This is a genomic window from Bradyrhizobium sp. PRIMUS42, from assembly GCF_023006515.1.
Classification (GTDB): domain Bacteria; phylum Pseudomonadota; class Alphaproteobacteria; order Rhizobiales; family Xanthobacteraceae; genus Bradyrhizobium.
This window is the reverse complement of record NZ_JALBGZ010000300.1, coordinates 1-7,229: the sequence shown is the minus strand read 5'-3', so window position 1 is coordinate 7,229 and position 7,229 is coordinate 1. Positions and strand designations below refer to the sequence as shown.

Genomic DNA, 7,229 nt, shown 5'->3' with positions numbered 1-7,229 from the left:
AGCTTCTCGACCGCAAGCCGTGCGACACGCTCGCCATCGGCGCGCCGGAAAGTCTTACCGATGAACGCGACCGTCTCCGCCGCGCCAGGCAAGCCCTTCGTCTCGGCCGTAAGCGATTGCAGCACGGCCGTCGCCGGCTCCGGTTCGCGTGTCAGCGCGCGGAGGACGTCGAGGCACATCACGTTGCCCGAGCCTTCCCAGATCGCGTTGACCGGCGACTCCCGATAGTGCCGCGCCAGAATGCCGTCCTCGACATAGCCATTGCCGCCGAGGCACTCCATCGCTTCATAGAGGAACGGCGGCGCGCTCTTGCAGGTCCAGTATTTGATCGCGGGCGTCAGCAGCCGCATATAAGCGGCCTCCGCCGCATCCTGCGGCGTACGGTCGAAGGCGCGGCAGAGCCGCATCACCAGGGCCGTGCTCGCCTCGACATGCAGCGCCATGTCCGACAGCACGGCCTGCATCAGCGGCTGGTCGGCGAGATGCTTCTGGAACACGCTACGGTGACGGGCGTGATGCAGCGCATGCGCCAGCCCCGAGCGCATCAGGCCGACGGAGGCGATCGCGCAATCCTGCCGCGTCAGCTGCACCATCTGGATGATGGTGCGGATGCCCTTGCCCTCCTCGCCGATCCGTTCGGCGTAGGCACCTGTGAATTCGACCTCGGACGAGGCATTGGAGCGATTGCCGAGCTTGTCCTTCAGCCGCTGGAACTGGATCGCATTCACCGAGCCATCCGGCGCGAAGCGCGGCATGAAGAAACAGGTCAGCCCGCCATCGGCCTGCGCCAGCACCAGGAACGCATCGCACATCGGCGCCGACATGAACCATTTATGGCCGGTGATGCGATAGGCCTCGCCCTCGCGCACCGCGCGGGTCATGTTGGCGCGCACGTCGGTGCCGCCCTGCTTCTCGGTCATCCCCATGCCGAGCGTCATGCCGCGCTTGTCCCACCACGGCGCGAAGCTCGGGTCGTAGCTCCTGGTCGACAGCACCGGCATCACGCGCGCGAGCAGGTCCGGCTGCGTCGCCAGCGCACCGACGGAGGCGCGCGTCATTGTGATCGGGCACAGATGCCCCGTCTCAACCTGCGACGCCATGTAGAATTTTGCAGCCCGAATGACTTCGGCGGCATCGCCCGCAGGCTTTCCCGTCGCCGTCCAAGTCGAATTGTGCACGCCGGCGTGCGCAGAATGCGCCATCAGCTCGTGATAGGCGGGATGAAACTCGACCTGGTCGCGCCGGTTGCCCCTGGCATCGAAGGTGCGCAGCTTTGGGGTGTTCTCGTTCGCGGCGCGCCCGCGGTCGGCCATCGCGGCCGAGCCCCACTCCTTGCCGAACGCGGACAGCTCGCGTTCAGCCGCCGCACCGCCATTGGCCTTGACCGCCTCGACCAGCGGCCGATCCACGGCGAACAGATCGATGTCCTCGAACGGGGGCGATTGATTGAAGACCTCGTGGGTCGCGAAGCTCGGCTGGGTCATCGGTTTCCTCGGCGCGGACTTTAGTTCCGGCGCGGCTGGATCGGGAAATCATAGGCTGCCCCACCGGCCCCTGGCAGGGAAAAATGCCACCACTCCTTCGAATAGTTCACAAAGCCTTGCCTGGCCATCGCAGCGACCAGCCGCTTGCGCCAGATGCGCTGCTCGGACGTGATCGACGGTGCCGCGGTATGGCCTTTCGTGTCGGTGCAGTCGTAGCCGGTGCCCATGTCGACGCTGCCTTCCGGCGCGCGCGTCTCGACCGAGGCCGTACAGTCGGCATAGGTCCTGGACGGGTCGTACTTGCCCGAATTGTCAGCCTTGAGATCGACCAGCGTAAGATCGAGTGCTGCACCGGTGGAGTGCTGCGAGCGGCTCGCGATGTAGCCGAGGCGGAACAGCTCGGTCTTCGGGATCTTTGGATTGTAGCGCCGCTCGGCGACGGTCTCGTGGCCGTTCTGCGACCACTTCACCATGTCGAGCGAGGCCCGCGCCGGCCGGTAGCAGTCGAACATTTTGAGCGACAGGTTTTGCGTCACCAGGTCCTCTTGCACCGCCTTCAGTCGCAGCCCCACCTCCTTTTTGACCACGCACTCTCCGGCACCATAGCCGGCAAGCGGCCGGCCGACGAAATTGTTCGACGTGGCGTAGCGGATGTCCTGGATGATGCTGGGATCGATGTCGCGCAAGTAAACGAAGCCGCCGGGGAGCGATTGGGCGTGGGAGGAGGAGATGGCGACGATTAATACAAATGCAGCAAGAAGTGGTTTCACGATGCCTCCCATCCTTCGTCATTCCGGGGCGATGCGAAGCATCGAACCCGGAATCTCGAGATTCCGGGTCTGGCGCTTGCGCGCCATCCCGGAATGACTGAGCAGGCTACAGATCAGGGGATAACTCACTTCCTCCCCTTTGCCCCTTGCTCCCCCCGCCATCCGCCCCTATAGCTCTGCTTTTAATGACATCGAAATCGACCTTCGTCCTCGGCCACCGGCATTTGCTGGGCATCGAGGGCCTTTCCGCGGCCGACATCACCGGCCTCCTCGACCTGTCCGAAGAATATGTCGAGCTCAACCGTCAGGTTGACAAGAAGCGCACCGTCCTGCGGGGACGGACGCAGGTGAACCTCTTCTTCGAGGCCTCCACCCGGACCCAATCCTCGTTCGAGCTCGCCGGCAAGCGGCTCGGCGCGGACGTCATGAACATGTCGGTGTCCTCTTCGTCCATGAAGAAGGGCGAGACGCTGATCGACACCGCGATGACGCTGAACGCGATGCATCCCGACATTCTGGTGATGCGCCATCATGCCTCCGGCGCGGTGGAACTGCTGGCGCGCAAGGTTGACGGTTCCGTGATCAACGCCGGCGACGGCGCGCATGAGCATCCGACGCAAGCCTTGCTCGACGCGCTCACCATCCGCCGCAACAAGGGCCGGATCGAAGGGCTCGTGGTCGCGATCTGCGGCGACGTGCTGCATTCGCGCGTCGCCCGCTCCAACATCATCCTGCTCAACACGATGGGTGCCCGCGTCCGCGTGGTCGGCCCCACCACATTGTTGCCGCCCGGCATCGAGCGGATGGGCGTCGAGGTCGCGCGCGACATGCGCGAGGGCCTCAACGGCGCTGATATCGTCATGATGCTGCGGCTCCAGCGCGAGCGCATGAACGGCTCCTTCGTGCCGTCGTCTTCCGAATATTTCCACTATTTCGGGCTCGACCAGAAAAAGCTCGCCTACGCCAAGCCGGACGCACTCGTGATGCATCCCGGCCCCATGAACCGCGGCGTGGAGATCGACTCGATCGTGGCCGACGGCGCCCAGTCCCTGATCCGCGAACAGGTGGAGATGGGCGTCGCCGTGCGCATGGCGGTGCTGGAAGCGCTCGCCCGTAACCTGCCGAACGCGTGATGCCGATGTTGACCGATCGCCGCCCCATCCTGCTCGCCAACGCCCGCGTCGTCGATCCCTCCAGGGATTTCGACGGCATTGGCGACGTCCTCATCGCCGATGGCATCATCCGCGAGACCCGCCGCGGCATTGGCGCTGCCGGCGTCCCCGAAGGCACCGACATCGTCAACTGCTCCGGCAAGGTCGTCGCGCCCGGCCTGATCGACATGCGTGCCTTCGTCGGCGAGCCCGGCTTCAGCCATCGCGAGACCTTCGCCACCGCGAGCCAGGCGGCCGCGACCGGCGGCATCACCACCATTATCTGCCAGCCCGACACGTCTCCGGTGATCGATAACTCGGCGACCGTCGACTTCGTGATGCGCCGCGCCCGCGACACCGCGATCGTCAACATCCAGCCGATGGCCGCCCTCACCAAGGGCATGCACGGCGAGGAGATGACCGAGTTCGGCCTGTTGAAGGCCGCGGGCGCCGTCGCCTTCGGCGATAGCGCCAGAAGCGTGACCAATGCGCAGGTGATGCGTCGCGCGCTGACCTACGCGCGGGATTTCGACGCGCTGATCGTCCACTACACCGAGGACCCCGATCTCGTCGGCGAGGGCGTGATGAACGAGGGCGAGTTCGCATCGCGGCTCGGCCTGGTGGGCATCCCGAATGCCGCCGAGGCGGTGATCCTCGAACGCGACATGCGCCTCGTGGCGTTGACCGGCGGCCGCTATCACGCGGCCTCGCTGACCTGCATCGAGTCGCTCGATGTCCTCCAGCGCGCCCGCGATGCCGGGCTCCCCGTCAGCGCCTCGGTCTCGATCAACCATCTTGCGCTGAACGAGAACGACATCGGCCCCTACCGGTCGTTCCTGAAACTGTCGCCGCCGCTGCGCACCGAGAACGACCGCCGCGCGCTGGTGGCCGCAATCGCCTCCGGCCTCCTCGACGTCATCATGTCCGACCACAATCCGCAGGACGTCGAGGTCAAGCGCCTGCCGTTCGCGGAAGCCGCTCCCGGCGCCGTCGGTCTTGAAACCATGCTGCCCGCCGGCCTGCGCCTGGTTCACAACGGCGAGCTGGAACTGAAGACGCTGATCCGGGCGATGTCGACCCGCCCGGCCAAGTTGCTCGGCCTGCCTGGCGGAACCCTGCGCGCAGGCAGCCCGGCCGACGTCATCGTGATCGACCCCGACGTGCCCTGGGTGGTCGATCCAGCCGACCTGAAATCGCCCTGCAAGAACACCCCCTTCGACGAGGCCCGCTTTACAGGCCGCGTCGTGCGCACCATTGTCGGTGGCCGGACGGTGTATGAGCATGTCTGACGTGCGCGATCCCTCGAGATTGAGATCCAGCCTTTGGAGCTGCCGCCATGGGGCTTGAAGCATTCCTGCCGGTGGCTTTCATCATCGGCTACCTGCTCGGCTCGATTCCGTTCGGCCTGGTGCTGACCAGGCTCGCCGGCACGCAGGATATCCGCTCGATCGGCTCGGGCAGCATCGGCGCCACCAATGTGCTGCGCACCGGACGCAAGAGCCTCGCCGCGGGCACCCTGCTGCTCGACGCGCTCAAGGGCACCGGGGCCGTGGTGATCGCCGGTTACCTTGCCGGCCCCAACGCCGCCATGGTGGCCGGGCTCGGCGCGTTCCTCGGCCACCTCTTCCCGGTCTGGCTGAAGTTCAAAGGCGGCAAGGGCGTCGCCGTCTATATCGGCATCCTGCTCGGTCTGTTCTGGCCGGGCATGGTGGTGTTCTGCCTGCTTTGGCTCGCGACTGCCTTCACCACCCGCTATTCCTCGCTGTCGGCGCTGGTGGCGGCGTTCATCACGCCGATGTTCCTGTGGTGGTTCGGCCACCTCGCGCTCGCAGCATTGTTCGCAGTGCTGACGCTGCTCCTGTTCTACGCGCATCGCGAGAACATCAAGCGATTGCAAGGGGGCAAGGAAAGCCGGATCGGCGAGAAGGCTTGAAGTCAGGCATCTACGGATACCGAAGCGACCCTTCTGCATTATATGCCAAATCCTGTTCGCAACTTGCGGCCGAATCACGGTTGTATTGGCGAACGGGTCCCGGGCCTGTCATCCCGACGGCCGAGATGGCGTTACGTGGTTGCTCAGAATGAGCGAGAAGATGGTCGACGCGCATGATGGAGTCGGTTCGCCGGGTGCTTCCTGCACCGCAGCAAGCCAAGCTGCTCTCGACGACCAATATCTGGTCCGACGCGCCCTCGCCTTTGCCAAAGCCTGTTCCGGTCTTGCCGGCAGCGGTGCAAGGCGATGTGATCGCGCAAGCGCCTGTGACAATCGAGGTCGTGACGAGAGCTACGCCGGTCGGGCACGCGCAGGCACGCTCCGAACAATGGCCACCGCGACGACTATCGCTGGCGCTCCAGGGCGGCGGCACCTTTGCCGCCTTCACATGGGGCGTGCTGGAGCGACTGCTGGAAGACCCCATCGAGATCGACACGATCAGCGGCGCCAGTGCCGGCGCCATCAATGCGCTCCTGCTCGCCTCCGGCCTCGCGGAGGGCGGCCCCGAGGCTGCACGTAGCCGGCTGAACCGGTTCTGGCTCCGCTTGATGCACGAGGCCTCGTTCCGCTCGCTGATGCTGGTCGGCGGCTTTTCGCCGGCGGGAAGCTCGGTCGCATTCGGTCCGACGTTGCGCTCCGGCCAGTTCGATCCGTTCGATCTCGATCCGCTGCGGCAGGCGCTGTCGCGCGACATCGACTTTTCCGCGTTGCGCGGTGCCCGCTGTCCAAAGCTGCTGATCGCGGCGACGCGGATCCGCGACGGGCAGCAGCAGATCTTCCGCAACGACGCACTCAGCGCCGACGTCGCGCTGGCCTCGACCTGTCCGCCGCTGGTTCACTGCGCCGTCGAGATCGACGGCGAGGCCTATTGGGACGGCGGTTTCGGCGGCAATCCGCCTTTGCTGCGACTGGCGCAGGAGACGACGACCTCCGACGTCCTGCTCGTCCAGGTCACGCCGGCGCGCGACAGCTACGTGCCGATCACCCTCGCCGCGATCGACCGCCGGCTCGACCAGATCGCAGCCAACGCCGCGCTCAATGCCGAGATCGCCGCGATCGCATGGGCGCAGTCGCACGCAGCCTCTTCGCTGCGGCTCACCAGGATCGCGGCAGAAGATTCCGTTGACGGCCTGGCACAGCGCTCATCGACCGATCTCGGCCGCGGCTTCATTCGCCTCTTGCACCGGAGCGGCCGCGCAGCCGCCGAGCGCTGGCTTGGGCAAGGCGCGACGAGCAACGAGACCCAACGCAAATTGCCCGCGGCCGAACCGGCGCTAGCCTGACTTCGCCAGCGCGTCCTCCAGGAACCACGCCGTCGCCAGCGCATGCGCATCGTTGCCGAAGCGCGCGATCACCTGCACGCCGACCGGCAGGCCACCCACCTTCAGCACCGGCACGTTGACGCAAGGATTGCCCATCAACGTCCAGAGCCGGTTGTAGCGGGGATCGCCCGTGGTCGCGAGCTCCTTGGCCGGCGGCGTGCCCGGCGCCGAATAGGTGAGCAGCACGTCGAAACCCTCGAACAGCTCGCCAAGCTCGCGGCGGCCGCGCCGGCTGATCCGGCGTGCCTCGTCATATTCCTTCGGCGTCAGCCCGGCCGTCGCATCGAGGCTGGCGCGCAGCAGCGGCGCGATCTCGTCGTGACGCTCGGAAAACTCCCACGCCAGCGCGCGATGCGCCTCGAAATCCTGGACGATGGGATGGATACGCCAAGCCTCCTGCACCGCTTGGGGCAGATCGATGGCCTGCACGCTGGCACCCGCGCGCTCCGCCGCCTTGATCGCGGCCAGCAAGCCCTCTTCCGCCGCAGGCTCCACGGCGCCGGCGAACT

The 7,229-nt window shown here is 66.2% G+C and carries 6 protein-coding genes and 1 pseudogene; 4 read left to right on the top strand and 3 right to left on the bottom strand.

Features of this window, described 5'->3' with window-relative positions; genetic code table 11:
- Both MOV75_RS21285 and MOV75_RS21280 read right to left on the bottom strand, forming a co-directional pair.
- The coding region (locus tag MOV75_RS21285) for an acyl-CoA dehydrogenase family protein (RefSeq protein ID WP_247006535.1) at nucleotides 1-1,484 on the bottom strand (1,484 nt) is incomplete at its 3' end.
- A 20-nt stretch (nucleotides 1,485-1,504) separates the two neighbouring features.
- On the bottom strand, nucleotides 1,505-2,266 hold the full coding sequence (locus MOV75_RS21280; protein ID WP_247006534.1) for a M15 family metallopeptidase: 762 nt from the start codon (nucleotides 2,264-2,266) through the stop codon (nucleotides 1,505-1,507).
- A gap of 173 nt (nucleotides 2,267-2,439) precedes the next feature.
- Here MOV75_RS21280 and MOV75_RS21275 point away from each other — a divergent pair, with 173 nt between their 5' ends.
- The 4 genes and pseudogenes from MOV75_RS21275 to MOV75_RS21260 all read left to right on the top strand — a co-directional run bounded on the left by MOV75_RS21275 (nucleotide 2,440) and on the right by MOV75_RS21260 (nucleotide 6,681).
- Nucleotides 2,440-3,387: an aspartate carbamoyltransferase catalytic subunit gene (locus MOV75_RS21275; protein WP_028135931.1), complete on the top strand. Its 948-nt coding sequence runs from the start codon at nucleotides 2,440-2,442 to the stop codon at nucleotides 3,385-3,387.
- Nucleotides 3,388-3,392: 5 nt separating this feature from the next.
- Nucleotides 3,393-4,694 carry a dihydroorotase gene (locus MOV75_RS21270; protein ID WP_246925722.1) on the top strand — a complete coding sequence of 434 codons (1,302 nt, stop codon included), beginning with the start codon at nucleotides 3,393-3,395 and terminating at the stop codon, nucleotides 4,692-4,694.
- Nucleotides 4,695-4,741: 47 nt separating this feature from the next.
- Nucleotides 4,742-5,338: a glycerol-3-phosphate 1-O-acyltransferase PlsY gene (plsY, locus tag MOV75_RS21265; RefSeq protein WP_246925715.1), complete on the top strand. Its 597-nt coding sequence runs from the start codon at nucleotides 4,742-4,744 to the stop codon at nucleotides 5,336-5,338.
- A 148-nt stretch (nucleotides 5,339-5,486) separates the two neighbouring features.
- Nucleotides 5,487-6,681: pseudogene (locus MOV75_RS21260) on the top strand (patatin-like phospholipase family protein).
- On the opposite strand, the gene MOV75_RS21255 reads toward MOV75_RS21260, so the two are convergent.
- A partial coding sequence (locus MOV75_RS21255; protein WP_247006533.1) for an amidase family protein occupies nucleotides 6,673-7,229 on the bottom strand: 557 nt, incomplete at its 5' end. The pseudogene MOV75_RS21260 and the gene MOV75_RS21255 sit on opposite strands and share 9 nt — an antisense overlap.